Source organism: Pseudolabrys sp. Root1462 (assembly GCF_001426945.1).
GTDB lineage: Bacteria > Pseudomonadota > Alphaproteobacteria > Rhizobiales > Xanthobacteraceae > Pseudolabrys.
Window position 1 is genome coordinate 2675868 of record NZ_LMFS01000001.1, and the last position, 14154, is coordinate 2690021.

Below are 14154 nucleotides of genomic sequence, written 5' to 3' on the forward strand. Positions count from 1 at the left end.
TCATGTCCTCTTCAATGTTGCGTGCAACGCCGAGATCAGCACATGAAAAAGCCCGCACGCGGCGGGCTGTTCGGGTCGATGCGGCATAGTGGGCGGCGGTGGCGGCGCTGCCGTCGCCGGCGGCGCTGACGCCATCGCCACGCCGACCACCCTCACCTCGGCGACGCGCCGGCCCCAGCCGTTGCCGAACACATTCCAGCTTTTCAGCGACTTCAGAAATCGCAGTCGTTCGTCGCAAATCGCACCGACAAGCTTTGCGGCGTTGGCGCCGCGTGCGGCAGCGACGACATCATCGCTGACGCTGCTTATGGCATCGTCAAGCCCAAGTACCCGGCGCAACACCTTGCCGCCGCGGCCGATCCCGGAGTTCACGCCGTAGTCGAATACGGCGTAATCGACGCCGGCCGGCAGATCGTCGCAGCGCATGGCGTTCCAGTAACGCGCGCGATAGATCGCCTTGGCATCCTCGACGCGCATTGCCTTGACGTCGGCCGCGGTCGCCTCGCGCTTCACGTATTTTCGGTAGTCGGCGATCGTGATGCCGAAATTGGTTGGCCCGCCAGGATCCGACGGATGATTGCTGTAGCCGCCCTCATGCCGGAGCAGGCGAGCCAAGGCGGGTTCGAAATTCGAGTTCGTCATCGCTCATTGCGCTCCGCAATAAACTGAACATCAATTGTACTGTGCGCCTGTCGCTGCACTGCCAGCGGTATTGCCCGGCAGGTAGGTCGCGCCGGCGCCGCCCGTATCAACGACGCTGTTGGAGCTGAGACCGTAACGGGCGCCTGTGGCCGAACCCGAAAAGGTCACTCCGGATGCCTGCACCAGCGACGCCTGCTTGGCAGTAACAAAGGCCGAGTCAAATGCCGGAACGCTACTTAATGTGACTGTCGTACCGCCCCCGAACAGGAAGATACCGGCCTGCTGCAGATCGATATGAGACTTGGCGCCCCCACTAATCGCGTAACTGCCGTTCGATACGACAAACGCCTTGCCTCGCACGATCATGTGCGGTGAGCCGCCCGCCATCGCCCCGAACTCGCAACTCCGGAATTTTGCGCTGACATTCACGAAGCTGAATGCGGCTCCCGCGCTCGTGGTGGTGAACTTGAAGCCGCGTATTTCCCACAGCCCACGCACGCCGTCCGCATTGAAGCAGTTGGCCAGCGTCGGATTGATCGTCACATTCGATGGCGTCGTCTCGTCGCCGAGAAGGATGATCGGTCCTTCGCCGACGTAGGATTTCAGCGTATTGCCCGCTGTCCAGGTGCCGGCGCCGACCTGGATGGTCACTGAATAGGTGGCGAGGTCCAGAGCGGCGGCGACGTCGATAGCCTTCTGAATAGTCGCGAATGCGCCGGCCGAGGTATTGGCGAGGCCATTGTTCGCGTCTGAGCCATCCGTGCGCACATAATAGGTGCGGTTGGCGGTCAGGACCTCGCGGCCCCCGGTCACCACCGTATTGGGGAGCGATACCGCGCCGGTCGTCCGATCGATGACAATGCCCTCGCGCCAGGTCGCGCCGTCGGCGCTGACTTTAAAATGCAGATTGTCATCACCGGTCAGGCCGATCTCGGCGCGGCCGGAGTAATTGTCCTGGAGCAGCAACGACAGCGTGTTGGCCGCGCTTTCCTTGCTGAGCTTGTAGCGCAGATTGCCGTCGCCGCCGCCCGCGACGGGCCTGGCGGCGAACAGCGCGTTGTTGAGCTTTGCGCTCAGCGGGTTGCCGGAATCCGCCGTCGTGCCGATGCCGAGCAACGCCATATTGTTGAGCGAAGTGAGCGTCGTCATCGCGTCGGCCCACGCGCCGCCGTCAAACGCCAGCAGCGCGCCCTCGTCGATCACGTAGCAAAGCCACCCCGCCCGCGCCGCGCTGAACAGCCAGGCGCCGTCTTGCCACGCCGCAATCGCGTGGTCGCGCCCGGCCCAGGCGCCGGTCGCACCGGTCTTGACGATCCAGCGCTCGCCTTCCGCCGGCGTTGCCGGCGGCGCTGTGAGATCGCGATCCTGCACCGCGAGTTGCACCAAGGTGTCGAGGATGCGCAGCGCCTCGTTGTGGGTGACGTGCTTCTGCGCCTGGCTGCCTTCGATGCAAGGCAAGCCGAGATTGGCTGTATCGGTCATGGGCTATCCGTTGATTGAGGAACGACGCGTCAGACGCGCAAGCTCGCGCTCGCGGCAAAGCCGCGCCCGACCGTCGCCGACAGTTGGGCGACCCGCACCGTCAGGTTCGTTTGCGCGACGCCGAAGTCGGCAAGCTCGTCGGCGGCCGCATAGAGCACGGAAGATGTCGGGCTCGACAACGTGCGCACCACCGTCGTGCCGGCGAGGATGTCGATGGCGTAAGCCTCGCTGTCCTCGCCGAGCGGCACCTCGCCGCTCCAGCCGTCGCCGTCGATGCGCGTGCGCCGGATCCAGCGGATCGTCACGCCGGCGCCATCGCGCACTGCGCGCAGATGCACCGGCGCCAGCGGCCTCAACGCGGTCGCTTGCGGCGTGACGTCGAGTGCCAGCGCGGCCGTGTCCGCGGTATCGCGGCCGGCGGCGACGACTCGCAGTTGCAGCGGCCGCTCCAGCGCGGCGGTACCGCTCGCGATCGTGACAGCGTGACCATCGAGGAGCACGAACGGCGCGCCGGCCGCGAGCAGCAGCGTCATCGATGGCTCGCTGCCGGCCTGACCGCGCAAGAGCTTCGACAGGAGATAGGTGCGTTCGCCGATGAGCTCGGCGGAGGCGAACTGGATCACCTCCCACTGCCCGTCGGCATGGCGCAATGCTGCGGCGTTGCCGCCGGCGAACACGGTCAGATCGGAGGCCGACGACAGCGCGCCGCTGTGGACCTTCACGCGCACGGAGGCACGATGCCAGCGCGCCGTCGCCCCTTGCGGCAAGTCATCGAGAGTCTCCCCAACCACACACGGCGCGGCGGCGAGCGCCGTGCGCGAGTAGCTGGCGCCATCCTGCGACGACCACACTGCGACCGCGCCGGGCCACGGCGAAGCAAACACCGCAAGGCGCGACAGCACCGCCGGGCTCTCGGCGGTCAGTGTCGGCAGGTCGAGCGCCAGCGCCAGCGGTGGCCCGACCGGCGCCGGCACGGCAATGGATCGCCGCGCCGGCGGCTTGAGCGCGACATTGAACACATCCGGATCGATCGAGCGCGCGCGCATCGCGCGCTGTTCGGTGTCGGACACTTCCGCGATCTCGATCAGCCGCCGCCGGCCATTGACCGTCAGCGCCGCGACGTCGCCGGGCATCAGCGACAACCGGCTCGGCGGCAGCGCAAAGTTCGCGTTTTCGCGCGTCGCCCAGAGATCCTGCAGCCAGATATCGGCGCGCCGCGCCGCCAGCGCGTCGTCGCAGATCATCGCGACGTCGGCCTGCGAGGCGCGCGCCGAACCGGTGACCAGCCGCCGCGACGCCGCGGTGGCGCGCTGATAGTCGGTCGCGATGTCGGTGTAGGACAGCGACACCGCGCGCGCCAGGTCGCTCTCCTGCGCCCGCGTCAGCTGCGCCGGCGCAGCATTGTCCGGCAGCACCAGGTCGTCTTCGTTCAATTCGACAACCGGCCGGCCGCCGCGCTGGCGGAAGGTCAGCGTGCCGTCCTGCTCGATCGCATCGAAGGTGAAGGCAAGCGCCAGCGGATCGAGCATGGCGCGCGGCGCCATCGGCCGGTCGACGACATAGCCTTCCGGTCCCTCGCCCAGATCGCTGCTGTCGGCATTGTCGATGCCGCTGTCGGCGAGCACAGTCGCGATCAGCGCATCGAGCGGCGCGCTGCCGAACCGGCCGGTCAGCCAGTGGCCGGTCTGCCAGTTCGCGGCATCGCCCCAGACGTCGCTCGCCGCCGGAAACACCGGATAAGGCCGCGCGTCCCAGGTCCACAGGTGAATAGTGTCGGGCGCGATCATGCGGCCGCCATAGACGCCGGATACCGGATTGAGCGCGGCGTCGCCGAAGGCCGGATCGAAGGCGCCGAGCACCGCCTCGAGAAAGCGGCGCTGCATGAGATCGTCCCGCTGGCCGCTGGAAAAAGGCGGCAGCGCGCTTTCCGACGACTTCGGATCGGGAAACACGTTCGGCGCATTGCTGCCCTTGTCCACCGCAGGGCAGCCAAGCTCAGTCAACCAGATCGGTTTCGATTGCGGCATCCAGGCGGTCGGGCTGCCCCGTTCGACGCCGCCGACACGCTCGTAGTGCGGCTGCGACCAGAAATTCCAGATGTCCTTTGGCCGGAACACCCACGGCTTGCCGAGCCCGTCGGTAATGGTGCTGCGCGATTGCGCGGCGCGCGCGGCATCGCCGGCGTAGAACCAGTCATAGGCTTCGCCGGCGTTGAGGCGGCTGGCCAGATAATCGGTGCGGTAGATATTGTCGGTGAGGGCGCGGTCGAGCGCTTCGGCGTCGTCGCGCCAGTCGGTGAGCGGCGCGTAATAATCGATACCGATGCAGTCGATCGACGGCGACGCCCACAACGGGTCGAGCGGAAAGCGCACTTCGCTCGCCGCGCCATCGACGACATGTGCGCCATATTCGGTCCAGTCGGCGCCGTAGGTCACCTTGGTGCCGCCGCCGAGGATCGCCTTTGCTTCGGTGGCGAGCGCGACGAGCGCATTGACCGCGGGATAAACGCCGCTTGCCGAGCGCACCCGCGTCAGCGCCGCCAGTTCCGATCCGATCAGGAAACCATCGACGCCGCCGGCGGTCATGGCGAGGTTGGCGTAATGCAGGATCATGCTGCGATAATTCCAGCCATCGGGCCCGCCACTGAAGAAGGCGTTCACCTGCGCTGCCGCCGCGGCGCTGCCGTCCGCCGTCCCGGCAACGCCCGGCGCCGGATCGCAGGTGATGCGGCCGCGCCAGGGATACAGCGGTTGCGATGCCGCGCCGGTATACGGATTGGTCCGTGCATTGCCGGCGGCGATATCCATCATCAGGAACGGATAGAGCGTCACCTTCAGCCCGCGGGCTTTCAGATGCGCGATCAGATCGACGACGCTCTGGTCTGACGGCGTGCCGCCATAAGCGGCGCGGCCATCGATCTGCGACACCACATAGGCGGAGGCGCGATCGACGCCGGCGACCGACCACGTCGCGCCCTGCGTCTGCTTGACGGTGTTATCGACGCCCGGCCGCACGCGGCACTGACCGCAGCGCAAATCGTCGCCGAACCAGGCAACGACGACGGCGACGCGTTCGAGCCGCGGCGCGATCGACTGCAGGTCGTCGAGCGCGGCGATCAGGTCGGAGCCGGCAAAGCCGACATGACGGTTTTCGGGCGCGAATTGCCCCGGCCCCACCACCTGCACGACCGTCGAGGGTTCATAGCCGAACTCGGTCGAGCCGGGGATCAAGGTCACCGCGCGCGTCATCGTCTCGAGCTTGCCGATGGCGCGCACCACCTCGAACGACAATTGCGGAATGCGGTTGCCGAATTCGGCGAGCGGCAGCCGTTCGAACACGACATAGGCCAGCCCGCGATAGGCCGGCGCCTGCCCTTCCTTGGCGACGATCAGCGGGTCGGGCGTCTGCGTCTCGTCGCCGCGATAGACGCGCATCACGATGCCGGTGAGATCGAGCGGCTTGCCGTCGGCCCAGACGCGGCGCACCGCGCTGATCTCGCCGTCGCACAGGCCGAGCGCGAGATTGGCGAAGTAGGAATAGGTCGTCTCGTTGGTCGTGACGCGCGATGAGCCCATGCCCTTGCCGCTGCCGCCGCTGGTCTGGCTGCTCGTGGTCACTACTTCTTCGAGGCTGGTGGCCCAGATCACCTGGCCGGCGAGCCGGGCGCGGCCATAGACGCGCGGGATCGGCGCGCCGTCGGTCGAGGCCATCACCGTGAGATCCGACAAACGCGGCCCGGTAACGCTGCGCTCGCGACCGCCGAACAACGCCTGGTCGATCAGGCTGCCGCCAAGCGCGCCGGCGACGCGGCCGAGGATCGCGCCGGTCGAACCGAACAGCGATTGGCCCGCCGCCGCGCCGGCGGTGGAAAGAAGAAGAGCGGCCATTATTCTAGTCCCGGAAACCGGAAGGCATAGGCAATGCGGCGGCGCCACCACGGCGCCAGCGCCACTTCGGCGACGCAGGCGCCGTCATGCGCGTGCACCATGAGATGCGGCGCGCTGACGATGGCCAGATGCTTCGCCGCCAGTTGCTCGCGCCAGCGGAACAGCAGCACGTCGCCGGGTGCGAATTGCGTGCAGGCGATCGGCTGAAGATGCCGCGCCGCCGCCTCCGCAAGCGGCTCGCCGCGCGCGGCCTCGGCCCAGTCCGGCGCATAAGGCGGCGCGCGCTCCGGCTCGTCGCCGATGACGTTGCGCCACACGCCGCGGATCAGGCCGAGGCAATCGCAGCCGACGCCCTTGAGCGAGGCCTGGTGCCGATACGGCGTGCCGATCCAGCTCCGCGCTTCGCTGATGATGTCTTGGCGGGTCATGGTAATCGTCCTCGTCATTCCGGGCAGCCCAAAGGGCCGGGATCGAATGACGGCTAGGCTTGAAGGCTTGATCCATCGTTCCCCGGCTCCCCGGCGACCGGATAGCGCAGCACGAAGTCGTTGCCCGGGATGTGGGGGAAGCCGCGGAAGTTGACGATGTTGTTGAAGCGGTCGTGACAGGTGGTCAGGCGCTTGTCGCAGCCCGCCGTCACGATGAAGCTGTCGCCGGCTTCGATCGGATATGCCATCGCCTGCCACAGATCGATGCTGACGCCGACGCCGGTACGATGCGCCTTCACTTCCATCGCCAGCCCGGCATTGGCGCCGCTGGTGAATGTGAGCTTGCCGGCGGTAAACCAGCCGTCGGCATAAGTATCGAGGCCGCTTGCGGTGAAGCTCGACGTCGCCGTCACCGCAACAACCGCGCCGCTGCCGCGATGCGCCGGCGACGACAGATCGACGCGGCACTTGCTGTCGCCGAGATCGGCGCCGCAGGTGGTGCTGTAGAGCCGCCCGCTTTCCTCAGCGAGGGCCTGACTGAGGCCACGCAGCTCGGCGACGAAGGCGGTGCCATCGCGCTTCACTTCGCCCAGCGTCCCCTTGGCGAGCAGCACGCGCAAATCCGGCTCGCTCCAGTCGACCAGCCAGAGCTCGATCGCGGCCGAATCATAAAGCCCGGCGGCGAGATCGTCCTCGTTCAGCGTATCGGCGCTCAGCGCGCCCGACATGTCCGACGTATCGACGGCCATGCCGTGCTTGGCCGTTACCTCGCTGCCGTCGAGGCCGGTGCCGGCGCGGCACGTCACCGCGCCGAGCACGACATCGTCGTCGTGATCGGTGAAACCCTGCTCAACGCCGTCACGCCGCGTCACGGTCCAGCAGCGGCACAGCGTCGTGACGCCGCTGTCGAGTTTCACTTGAAGCGCCGAGGGAATGCTTCTCATGGCTTGATCTCGATCAGTGGAATCTTCGGGATCGCGCCGGCGGCGAAGGCCGACAGATCGACCTCGAGATAATCGGTATCGAACCGCACCGGCACATCGAACAGAAAGCCGGCGGTGACGCCCTGCCCGCTCGCCGGAATGTGTCCGGCGGCGAAGCTGACAATGCCGGTGGTGCCATCGACCGTGAACGAGGTGCCATCCGCTTCGACGCCGGCGACCGCGACGCGGACGCTGCCGCTCACCGGCTTCTCGATCCGGCGTTGATACGGCGCGTAGATGCCGCCATAGGCCTTCACCAGCGCGAAGCTCGCGGTGGTGCCGTCGCCGGTGCCGATCGCCTGGTCCGTCGCACTCACATCGCCGCCGGGCGCGGCGGAAGAATGATCGAGCCGGTCGCGCCAGCGAAAGCCGCAAAGCCGGCCGCGGCGCTCCTCGAAAAACTCGATGGCCTGCGACAGCGCCTGATGCGTTTTCACGCCATAGCCGGCATCGTAGCGCCGCCGCGAGTGCGCCCAGCGCGCGTTGCGCTCCTCGCGGCCGGAGCCGAGCGTCACCACATCGGTGCGCCGCTCCGGCCCGCCGGCGCTCTTGAGCGCGATGTCGAGCGGAAACAGCACCTCGTGAAATGCGGCCATCGCTCACAGACTCCGTTGTCCACGCGCCACCGCGCGCGCGATCTGCCCGGTGAGATAGGCTTCCGAGCGGCGGAAGCTGTCGGCGTCCGGCGTTGCGATGTGCACGGTGACGTTCGCAGCCGATGAACCGCCGCCAGCGATGCCGAGCCGGCCATCTGGCCCGCGCGACAGCGGCATGATCGCTTCCGGCCCCGCCTCGCCGGCGAGACCCAGCCCACCCGCCATCGGAAAATAACTCGGCGTACCGATGACGCCGCCCGTGGCGAACGGCGTGATGTTCATCACGTCGCTCTCTTGATCCTTGAGCCCGCCGGAAAAAATCTTGCCCAGCGGCTTGAGCGCGTTCTGCACCGCGAGCTTCGACAGGCTGAGCGCGACGTTCTTCAGCACGTCGTCGAACTGCTTGGCGCCGGTCACCGCCTGGCCGAAGGCCCGCGTCATCAACGACGCGAATTGCCGGATGCTGACGCCGAGCGCATTGGTGCTGCCGGTCGTCTTGTCGATCGTGGTTTGCAGGTCGCCCGCTATGACCCCCGCAACATCGCTGTCAAAACCGTAACTATCGCTCATCGGGATAACTCTTCATCAATGCGGCAAAGCCATCGCGGTCGAGCGGCGCGCGTCGCCCGATCACCGCCTCGATGGCATAAGCCAGTTCGCGCGGCGTCATGCGCCAGAACTGTTCGGGCGGGAGTTTCAGCACGCCGAGCCCGAAGCCCATCGCCTCGCGCCACGGAAACGGCTTCACGGCTCGTCGCCGAACGTCGCGGCAATCAGCGCCGCGGCGATACGCACGTAACCCTGCGCGCCGCCGTCAACGGCGAGCCGGCCGACCTCGTCGTCGCCGATCGCCTCGCCGGCGCCGCGCAGGCCGGCGCCGATGATGCGGATGAGATCGAGCGCCTTCAGCCGCCCCGAGCCGATGCGCTCCGTCAGCGCCACCAGATCGTCGGCGCCGAAAGCACTTTCCAACTCGGCCAGCGCCCCGAGCGTCAGCACCAGAGTTCGCTTGATGCTGCCGAGCTCGGCCTCGATCTCACCGCGGTATTTGTTGGCCATCACGCGGCCACCGTAAATGTCACCTCGCCGGCCGACTCCATGGCGACGTCATATGTGACCTCACCATTGTGCTCGCCGGCGAATTCGAGGTTGGTGATCTGGAACGGTCCCGTGACGGCGCCGAAGGCCGGAATGACGACCTGGTAATTCTTCACCGCGCCGTCAAAGAAGGTTTGCCGCATCAATTCATCGGTCGCGGCGTCCTTGAACAGGCCGCGACCCGATAGCGACGCGCGCTTGACGCCGGCGCCGTCCAGCAACTCGCGCCAGCGGTTGGCGCTCTCGGCATGGGTCACATCGACGGCCTCGGCGTTGAAGGCGAGCCGCCGCGTGCGTAGCCCGGCGACGGTGATGAAACTCGCACCGTCGGCGATCTTGATCAGCAGGTCCTTGCCTTTCTGGGCGGTCATCTCAATGTCCTTTCTGAATTACACGGGCTCGGTAACGGCGCGGAAACGCACCAGCGCGTGATAGGTGCGGCCGTCGGCCTCGCGCCGCACATCGGCGACGGCGAAGCGAAGATTGACGAGGCGATAATCGGTCAGCGCCAGCGGCGCGTCGTCGAGCGCCTGCAGCAGCGCGCCGGCGATGACGTGCGCCTCCTTGTGGCCGCCCTGGCGCGACCAGGCGTGCAGCGTGAGTTGATGCTCCTGCCCGCTGGCATCGCCGGTCGAATAGTCGGCAATGCGCGCCTCGCCGAGCGTGACATAGGGAAATGCCGCGGCGCGCGGCGGCTCGTCATAGATCTTCGCGCCACCCAGCGCGCTCAACAGCGCGGCATCGGCCGAAAGCGCATCGTGCACGGCCGCACGCAGCGCCGCGGAAGCAGGCGTCGTCATGTCAGATGTCCTCAGTCTTGCCGTTCTTCAGCGTCGATCTCGAGAAAGCGGCGGCCGGTGATCTCGCGCACCGCGACGATCGCGTAGACGTGCGCCCCGTCGACGATGCGATGCCGCGTCGTCACGCCCTCTCGGAACCGCATGACAATGCGCACCCGCAAACTCGCGCCGCGGCTGTCGGCGGCGATGTCGGTGCGGCCGCTGAGCGGCGTCACGCTGGCCCAGATGGTGGCGACAGAGTCGTATGTGCGCGTGACGCCGCCGGCGCCGTCGTCGGTCTCGACCGGCGCCTGCAGGACGAGGCGGCGATCGAGCGCGCCGATGTCGAAGGACGCGCTCATAGCGACAGCATCCGGTATGGCGCGATCAGCGCCGCCACCGTCGCCGGCAGCACCGTGACGGCGCCGGGCGTGGCGAGGCCGCGGTTCTCGTACCAGTGCGCGACGAGCAGCCGCACCGCCTGGCGCAGCGCCTCCGGCACGTCGCCGGCGGCGTCGCCGTAGCCCGCGGTGATGTCGAGCTCGATGCCGGCGACGCTGCGGCCCGGTTGCGCCACCGCCCAAGGCGCGAAGGCGATCGCACTGCCCGCCGTATCGACGACGAAGCTCTGCAAGTCGAGGCTCGCGGCGTTGCCGCCGCCGTCATAGACCCGCACCGCGGTCAGCGCCTTGAGCGGCGCGGGCACGACGTTCAGCCGGCCGGCCGCCGGCCAGGCGTCGCGTGTCAGCCGCCAGCCTTGCGTAATCAAGGCGCGCCGCGTCTGCGCCTCGACATGAATGCGCGCGCTGGCGATCAGGCTGCCAATGACGTCGTCATCGTCATTGTGCTCGACGCGCAGAAAAGCCTTGGCCTCGGCGAGCGACAGCGGCTCGACCGCGGGCGCGGTGAGAAGGATGGAGGACATGGAATTCCTTTGATGTTGACATTCGCGCGGGCGCAAGGCTGATGCCTGCCGCATGCGCCTCGCCGTCACAGGTCTGCTCGTCTCACTCGCCGCCACGCCGGCTTTCGCCATCAGCGGCAATGCGCCGCCGGCGTCGGGCTTCGCGGCACGGCCGATCGTGATGCTGATCGACAACCGCGGCGATCTCTGCACCGCCACTGCGCTGACGCGCGATCTCGTGCTCACCGCGGCGCATTGTGTCGTCATCCCGGCGACCTATCGCGTGCGCGTCTTTCAGAACGGCGCCACGGCCGACGTCGACAAGATCCGTCGCCATCCGGGGTTCAACATGGCGAACTACAAGGCGAGCCGGGCCACCGCCGACGTCGCGCTGATCAAGCTCAAGAGCCCCCTGCCCGACATCGTCATGCCGGCGGTGCTCGCCGCGCCGCGCCGCGTTGAGGTCGGCGAGACGCTTGCGATCGCCGGCTTCGGCGTCACGCAGGCCGGCACCGCGCATGGCCTTGCCGTGCCGCGCATGGCGAGCCTCGCCGTCACCGGCACGCCGGGCAGCCTGCAAATCCGCTTGCAGGATCCGGCGACGAAGAACGAACGCCCCGGCCTCGGCGGCTGCACCGGCGACAGCGGCGCGCCCGCCTTCGACGGCGCCGGAGCGAACGACAGCGGCCAGATCATCGGCATCGTCAGCTGGTCCACTGCGCCGAAGAGCGAGGAAGGCTGCGGCGGCCTCACAGGCCTGACGCCGCTCATCAACTACCGCGACTGGATCGTGACCACCGCGACCGCGCTCGGCTCGCCGCTGTCGCCGTAACGAGCAATTCCAGGTAAAGGGGCCGCCGGTTTTCCGTCCGGAATTGCGACCAGCCAAAACGGCCCAGTTCCAGGAAAACCGGAAAGACACTTCGCCGCAGTCCGGCTGCCGCGCGAAACCGCTAGGGTCCGCGCTCATTTGAACGAGCGCTCATGCTGTTCCCGACCGACCTGACATCCTTTCTCGACATCATCCGCCAGAACGGCGAGGCGGTTTATTCGCTGCTGTTCGCCTATGCCACCTCGCACAGCCTGTTGCTCGGCCTGTTCGCCGGCTATGCCGCGCATGCCGGCGCGCTCAGCGTCGGCAAGCTCGTCGGCGTATTCTGGTTCGGCAGCTTCGTCGGCGACGCGGTGCGCTTCTATCTCGGCCGCCGCTATGGCGCGCGGCTGTTCCGGTCCTGGCCGCGCGTCGAACGTCTGGTCACCATCGCGGCACGCCTCACCGACAAGCACGCCGTGCTGATGGTTCTGTTCCATCGTTATCCGCACGGCATCCGCGGCGCCGCCGCCTTCGCCTACGGCCTTTCGAAGCTGACCTGGCCGACATTCCTGGCCCTCAATTTCGTCGCCGCCGGGCTGTGGGCCGGCGTGGTGGTCGCCACCGGTTACGCCTTCGGCCAGGTCTCGGAAAAGATGATGAACGACGCCTCGTCCGGTCTCGGCATCGGCATGCTCGTCATCTTCCTCGGCCTGTCGTGGTTCCTGAGCCGGAAACTCGAGCAGACCATCGAGCGCGACAACGAATTAACCCGCCGTTAACCGCGCCCGCCAACCCCGGATTAACGGCGCCGGCCCTAGCCTGCGCGCATGAGTTCGGTCGGTGCAGTTTCGATCTCCGGCATGATGGCGGCATCCGCGCAGATGCAGGCCTCCGCCATGCGCATCGCCAATTCGAGCGACGGCGGCGCCATGGCCGAAGAACTCGCCAAGATGGTCACCTCGCAGGCCTCGTTCGCCGCCAACGCACAGACGCTGAAGGCGCAGACCGACGGCATCGGTCAGTTGCTCGATATCCTGGCGTGACATTCTTTCCGCCCTCATCATGAGTAGCGGCCATAGGCCGCGTCTCGAAGGATGGGCGGCCCACCGATATCGGGCTTGCCCGATATCGGCGTTCGGCCTGCGGAAGTCGGCTATAGCCGACTTCCGGCGGTTCGAGACGCGCACCTTCGCGCGCTCCTCACCATGAGACCGGTCGAAATCAGCTCGCCGCGAACTTCATCAGCTTGATGGCGTCGAAGTCCTGGATGCCGCCGCCGACGCGCTTGGTCGTGTAGAACAGCACGTAGGGCTTCGCCGAATAGGGATCGCGCAGCACCGAGACGCCGGCGCGATCGACGATCAGATAGCCGCGGCCGAAATCGCCGAACGCGATCGACAGCGAACCCGCCGCGATGTCCGGCATGTCCTCGGCTTCGACCACCGGGAACGTCATCAGCGAGGCGCGGCCGCCCGCGACCGCCGGCGGCTGCCACAGATACTGCCCGGTCGTGTCTTTGAGTTTCCGCACCGCCGATTGCGTCTTGCGGTTCATGACGAAGCTGGCGTTCTGCCGGTAGCCGGCTTTCAGCGCATAGATCAGATCGATCAGCGCGTCGGACGGATTCGAGCTGGCAAAAGCGCCGGCGCCGCCGGAGGCGATGGTGCCGACATTGCCCCAGCTCCAGGAGCCGTTCGCGACCGTGGTGTAGTTCAGGAAGCCCTTCGGCTTGTTGGAGCCGTCGCCGGTCACGAACGCCGTGCCCTCCTGCGCGGCGAACACGGCCTCGACTTCCTGCGCCAGCCACTGGTCGATGTTCACCGCCGAGTCTTCGAGCAGCATCGCCGTCGCCGCCGGCTGGGCGTAGAGCTCCATCGCCGGGAACGACAGCTGGTCGAGCGTCGGCGACGCCGTCTGCGTGCGCGCATCGGTCTCGCCGACCCAGCCGACCGCGGGGCCCGACGTCATGAACGGCTTCTTGTAGACATTGCCGGAGATGGTGCGCACGCCGGCGATGGACCGGATCGGCGAGATCGCGGTCAGCCGCTTGCCGATCTCGGTCTCGATCTCGTCCGGCACGGTATAGCCGCCGTCGGCATTGGAGCCGACCGACATCGCCTTCATCTCGAGCGCGGCGAGGCCCGCGGCGTCGCCGCCGCGCATATAGGCGTCGAAGGCCTGCTTGTGCTCCAGCGCACGGGCCGAACGCTGCGCCTTCGCCTCGCCGCCGAATGCCGGCCGCGCCGCCTTCAGCGTGATGTCGTCGAGCCGCCGCGCCTGGGCGTCGATCGCGGCGTTGATGCGCGACAGCTTGTCGTCGATCAGGCCGTCACCGGCGCGCTTCTGTTCGAGCGCCAGCCGCTCGTCATTGGCCTCCTTGAAGGCCTCGAAGGCGCGCATCATCTCGGCATGCGTCACCACCGCATCGAGCGGGATGCCCGATTTGGTCTCGAGCGTGGTCGTTTCGGTCGTATCCATGGAGCTTCTCCTGTTGAAAGGTCATCAGCACGGCTTGCGATCGCGTTCGGAGCGTTCGCGCGT

The 14154-nt window shown here is 67.4% G+C and carries 17 protein-coding genes; 3 read left to right on the forward strand and 14 right to left on the reverse strand.

What is annotated here, in order from left to right; translation table 11 throughout:
- The 13 genes from ASD45_RS12905 to ASD45_RS12965 are packed head-to-tail and all read right to left on the reverse strand — an operon-like array spanning window position 1 to window position 10820.
- Window positions 1-615: a glycosyl hydrolase 108 family protein gene (locus ASD45_RS12905; protein WP_244485348.1), complete on the reverse strand. Its 615-nt coding sequence runs from the start codon at window positions 613-615 to the stop codon at window positions 1-3.
- Between the two features lie 57 nt (window positions 616-672).
- Window positions 673-2124, reverse strand: coding sequence for a DUF2793 domain-containing protein (locus ASD45_RS12910; RefSeq protein ID WP_056911852.1), 1452 nt, complete (start codon window positions 2122-2124; stop codon window positions 673-675).
- Window positions 2125-2153: 29 nt separating this feature from the next.
- Entirely contained in the window at window positions 2154-6011 is a 3858-nt protein-coding gene (locus tag ASD45_RS12915; RefSeq protein ID WP_056911853.1) for a glycoside hydrolase/phage tail family protein, read from the reverse strand.
- Window positions 6011-6439: an NlpC/P60 family protein gene (locus tag ASD45_RS12920; protein WP_156380827.1), complete on the reverse strand. Its 429-nt coding sequence runs from the start codon at window positions 6437-6439 to the stop codon at window positions 6011-6013. Before ASD45_RS12920 ends, ASD45_RS12915 begins: the two co-directional genes overlap by 1 nt.
- Window positions 6440-6492: 53 nt before the next feature.
- Complete coding sequence (locus tag ASD45_RS12925) at window positions 6493-7383, reverse strand: DUF2163 domain-containing protein (RefSeq protein WP_056911855.1); 891 nt, start codon at window positions 7381-7383, stop codon at window positions 6493-6495.
- On the reverse strand, window positions 7380-8018 hold the full coding sequence (locus tag ASD45_RS12930; protein ID WP_056911856.1) for a DUF2460 domain-containing protein: 639 nt from the start codon (window positions 8016-8018) through the stop codon (window positions 7380-7382). The genes ASD45_RS12925 and ASD45_RS12930 overlap by 4 nt, the downstream gene beginning before the upstream one ends.
- A gap of 3 nt (window positions 8019-8021) precedes the next feature.
- Window positions 8022-8588 (reverse strand): phage tail tape measure protein, encoded by a 567-nt coding sequence (locus ASD45_RS12935; RefSeq protein ID WP_156380828.1) that lies wholly within the window; start codon window positions 8586-8588, stop codon window positions 8022-8024.
- Window positions 8578-8766, reverse strand: a complete 189-nt coding sequence (locus ASD45_RS12940) for a rcc01693 family protein (protein ID WP_056911857.1) — start codon at window positions 8764-8766, stop codon at window positions 8578-8580. The genes ASD45_RS12935 and ASD45_RS12940 overlap by 11 nt, the downstream gene beginning before the upstream one ends.
- The gene (locus ASD45_RS12945) at window positions 8763-9077 is read right to left on the reverse strand and encodes a gene transfer agent family protein (RefSeq protein ID WP_056911858.1); all 315 of its coding nucleotides are present in this window, start codon (window positions 9075-9077) and stop codon (window positions 8763-8765) included. The genes ASD45_RS12940 and ASD45_RS12945 overlap by 4 nt, the downstream gene beginning before the upstream one ends.
- Entirely contained in the window at window positions 9077-9487 is a 411-nt protein-coding gene (locus ASD45_RS12950) for a phage major tail protein, TP901-1 family (RefSeq protein ID WP_056911859.1), read from the reverse strand. The genes ASD45_RS12945 and ASD45_RS12950 overlap by 1 nt, the downstream gene beginning before the upstream one ends.
- An 18-nt stretch (window positions 9488-9505) precedes the next feature.
- Window positions 9506-9916: a DUF3168 domain-containing protein gene (locus tag ASD45_RS12955; protein WP_056911860.1), complete on the reverse strand. Its 411-nt coding sequence runs from the start codon at window positions 9914-9916 to the stop codon at window positions 9506-9508.
- An 11-nt stretch (window positions 9917-9927) separates the two neighbouring features.
- Window positions 9928-10257 carry a phage head closure protein gene (locus ASD45_RS12960; protein WP_056911861.1) on the reverse strand — a complete coding sequence of 110 codons (330 nt, stop codon included), beginning with the start codon at window positions 10255-10257 and terminating at the stop codon, window positions 9928-9930.
- Entirely contained in the window at window positions 10254-10820 is a 567-nt protein-coding gene (locus tag ASD45_RS12965) for a head-tail connector protein (protein WP_056911862.1), read from the reverse strand. The genes ASD45_RS12960 and ASD45_RS12965 overlap by 4 nt, the downstream gene beginning before the upstream one ends.
- A gap of 52 nt (window positions 10821-10872) precedes the next feature.
- Here ASD45_RS12965 and ASD45_RS12970 point away from each other — a divergent pair, with 52 nt between their 5' ends.
- The 3 genes from ASD45_RS12970 to ASD45_RS23485 all read left to right on the forward strand — a co-directional run bounded on the left by ASD45_RS12970 (window position 10873) and on the right by ASD45_RS23485 (window position 12656).
- Window positions 10873-11631: a trypsin-like serine protease gene (locus ASD45_RS12970; protein WP_056911863.1), complete on the forward strand. Its 759-nt coding sequence runs from the start codon at window positions 10873-10875 to the stop codon at window positions 11629-11631.
- 152 nt (window positions 11632-11783) lie between these two features.
- Complete coding sequence (locus ASD45_RS12975; RefSeq protein ID WP_056911864.1) at window positions 11784-12392, forward strand: DedA family protein; 609 nt, start codon at window positions 11784-11786, stop codon at window positions 12390-12392.
- 48 nt (window positions 12393-12440) lie between these two features.
- Window positions 12441-12656 (forward strand): hypothetical protein, encoded by a 216-nt coding sequence (locus ASD45_RS23485; protein ID WP_156380829.1) that lies wholly within the window; start codon window positions 12441-12443, stop codon window positions 12654-12656.
- A gap of 178 nt (window positions 12657-12834) precedes the next feature.
- Here ASD45_RS23485 and ASD45_RS12980 read toward each other — a convergent pair whose 3' ends face one another.
- Window positions 12835-14091 carry a phage major capsid protein gene (locus ASD45_RS12980; RefSeq protein ID WP_156380830.1) on the reverse strand — a complete coding sequence of 419 codons (1257 nt, stop codon included), beginning with the start codon at window positions 14089-14091 and terminating at the stop codon, window positions 12835-12837.
- Window positions 14092-14154: the final 63 nt, after the last annotated feature.

Excerpts from the sequence above, each read along its gene's own strand:
- ASD45_RS12965 (WP_056911862.1), bottom strand. The coding sequence starts at position 10,820 with ATGTCCTCCATCCTTCTCACCGCGCCCGCGGTCGAGCCGCTGTCGCTC.
- ASD45_RS12935 (WP_156380828.1), bottom strand. The coding sequence starts at position 8,588 with ATGAGCGATAGTTACGGTTTTGACAGCGATGTTGCGGGGGTCATAGCG.
- ASD45_RS12910 (WP_056911852.1), bottom strand. The coding sequence starts at position 2,124 with ATGACCGATACAGCCAATCTCGGCTTGCCTTGCATCGAAGGCAGCCAG.
- ASD45_RS12960 (WP_056911861.1), bottom strand. The coding sequence starts at position 10,257 with ATGAGCGCGTCCTTCGACATCGGCGCGCTCGATCGCCGCCTCGTCCTG.
- ASD45_RS12925 (WP_056911855.1), bottom strand. The coding sequence starts at position 7,383 with ATGAGAAGCATTCCCTCGGCGCTTCAAGTGAAACTCGACAGCGGCGTC.
- ASD45_RS12950 (WP_056911859.1), bottom strand. The coding sequence starts at position 9,487 with ATGACCGCCCAGAAAGGCAAGGACCTGCTGATCAAGATCGCCGACGGT.
- ASD45_RS12930 (WP_056911856.1), bottom strand. The coding sequence starts at position 8,018 with ATGGCCGCATTTCACGAGGTGCTGTTTCCGCTCGACATCGCGCTCAAG.
- ASD45_RS12980 (WP_156380830.1), bottom strand. The coding sequence starts at position 14,091 with ATGGATACGACCGAAACGACCACGCTCGAGACCAAATCGGGCATCCCG.
- ASD45_RS12915 (WP_056911853.1), bottom strand. The coding sequence starts at position 6,011 with ATGGCCGCTCTTCTTCTTTCCACCGCCGGCGCGGCGGCGGGCCAATCG.
- ASD45_RS12920 (WP_156380827.1), bottom strand. The coding sequence starts at position 6,439 with ATGACCCGCCAAGACATCATCAGCGAAGCGCGGAGCTGGATCGGCACG.
- ASD45_RS12955 (WP_056911860.1), bottom strand. The coding sequence starts at position 9,916 with ATGACGACGCCTGCTTCCGCGGCGCTGCGTGCGGCCGTGCACGATGCG.
- ASD45_RS23485 (WP_156380829.1), top strand. The coding sequence starts at position 12,441 with ATGAGTTCGGTCGGTGCAGTTTCGATCTCCGGCATGATGGCGGCATCC.
- ASD45_RS12945 (WP_056911858.1), bottom strand. The coding sequence starts at position 9,077 with ATGGCCAACAAATACCGCGGTGAGATCGAGGCCGAGCTCGGCAGCATC.
- ASD45_RS12975 (WP_056911864.1), top strand. The coding sequence starts at position 11,784 with ATGCTGTTCCCGACCGACCTGACATCCTTTCTCGACATCATCCGCCAG.
- ASD45_RS12970 (WP_056911863.1), top strand. The coding sequence starts at position 10,873 with ATGCGCCTCGCCGTCACAGGTCTGCTCGTCTCACTCGCCGCCACGCCG.